Consider the following 1,809-nt stretch of genomic DNA (forward strand, 5'->3'; position numbering starts at 1 on the left):
CGGCGCCAGCTGAGCGGCGACGGCCACGCACTTGTTGGCCGCGGCGTACAGCCGCCGGTCACGTAGTCCCGCCTGAGCCGCCGTGTCCCAGGCGGTGGCCACCGGCTCGACCGCCTCGGCCGCGGTGTCGGCCGCGACCGGGTCGTCGAGCAGGGCCACCAGGGTGAACACCACGGCCGGCCAGAAGTCGTCCGGCACGCTATCGAGATAGCGGATCTCCAGCCACTGCCTCGGGCGCACCGGCGGGAACAGCGTCGTCAGGTGGTATTCGAGGTCGGCGAGGGTGGGGCGGCGACCGCCGAGCAACACCCGTCCGTCCACCCAGTCGGCGAAGGGCACCCAGTGCGTGACCGCCGCGGCGTCCGGGGTGTGCACCAGCATCACCGGCGCCTTGAGCGCGTAGCGCGCCCAGTCGGTGCCGGGGTCGTCGCCGCTGGCGCCCAGGATGGGTCCGCACCGCGCCGAGTCCATCTGCCCCCACACCCACTGCCGGGTGGAGGCCCAGCCGGTGAACTCGCCGCGCAGCATCGGTGAGTTCGCCGCCATTGCGATCATGGTGGGCCCGAGGGCATGCGCCAGCCGCACCCGGTCCGCCCAGCCGGACTGCGGCCCGGCGTCAAGGTTGACCTGGATGGACGCGGTGGACGTCATCATCGCCGCACCCGCCTCGCCCGAGCGGCTGGACGCGAAGAACTGCTCCATTGCTCGGTAACGCGCGCCCGGGTTGATGCGCTTGGGCGGCCGCAGCGGATCCGCCCCGAGGAAGACCAGGCCCAGGCCGGCATCGACGAACGCCGACCGCAGCACGGCCTGGTCGCGCCGCATCGCGGCGATGGCGGCCGTCACCCCGTCGGCCGGCGGGCCGGACAGCTCCACCGCGCCGCCGGGTTCCACCGTGACCCGGCTGCCGCCCGGCAGCTCGGGCAAGGCCTCCAGAACGTCGGCGATCTCCTGCCAACCGGGCCGGCGATGGGGGTCGGACGGGTCGTGGCAGTGCGCTTCCAGTTCCAGACCCACGCGCCCCAGCGGGGCGTCCACCAAGCAACCGTCGGCGATGTAGCGGGCGGCGGCTTTGGAATCGGCCATCTCGGGACTGGCCAGCTCGGAGCCGGCGGTAGTGATAGCGGCAAACGTCATATCACTATCCCTTCGGGCCTTGGCAAGCTCGAGCACGCGCCTGCGGACCGCTTCCCGACACAGCCAACGGAACGGTTACCGCCACTACTTCATCTAGCAGATGGCCCCGACATATTCCCGTTCGCGCGCAATTTCAAGCATGCCCGATGCGGTCCCGAACCCGGCTCACTGTCCTAGCGCATTCTGCATCGCCCCAGCCAGGACGTTGACCGCCGGCCCGGCGTTGCCAGACTGGCAGACCTTGGCCTGCAACAACACATTTTCACGCAGCCTGGTTTGATTGAAGCACCGCCGATCGGTGCCGGCCTCTTGCTTGGTCCAGTTCGCGTCGACCGCGCCGGGCGGCCCGCCATCGAACGACCACACCTGCGTGACCCCGTTGTCCAGGTGCATCGGGGTGGTCTGGCCCGAGCAACCCACCGTCCGATCCACCACCCGATGGAAGGCGCGGTCGGCGGCGTCGTTGGTGGCAAACACCCCGACGGCCTGCTTCACGAAGTGGGTTTGGTCGGTGGCCGATGTCTGGGTGACGGCACCGTTGAACGACGCCAGGTCTGGGTCGTCGTACACCTCGGGCAGGCCGATGTCGGCCCAGTTGTTGCACACCGGAACGTCCACCCAATCGCCCTGCACCGGCCGGGTGAACACCGACTCCCAGCCCATGGGGCCGCC

Annotated in this window: 2 protein-coding genes; both read right to left on the reverse strand. The window is 70.3% G+C overall.

All coding sequences use genetic code 11. The features are described from left to right. A partial coding sequence (gene egtA / locus A5711_RS23935; RefSeq protein ID WP_067950939.1) for an ergothioneine biosynthesis glutamate--cysteine ligase EgtA occupies positions 1-1,137 on the reverse strand: 1,137 nt, incomplete at its 3' end. A gap of 165 nt (positions 1,138-1,302) precedes the next feature. Then, on the reverse strand, positions 1,303-1,809 hold a 507-nt coding region (locus tag A5711_RS23940), incomplete at its 5' end, for a sensor domain-containing protein (protein ID WP_067950940.1).

The organism is Mycobacterium sp. E2238 (assembly GCF_001672665.1).
GTDB lineage: Bacteria > Actinomycetota > Actinomycetes > Mycobacteriales > Mycobacteriaceae > Mycobacterium.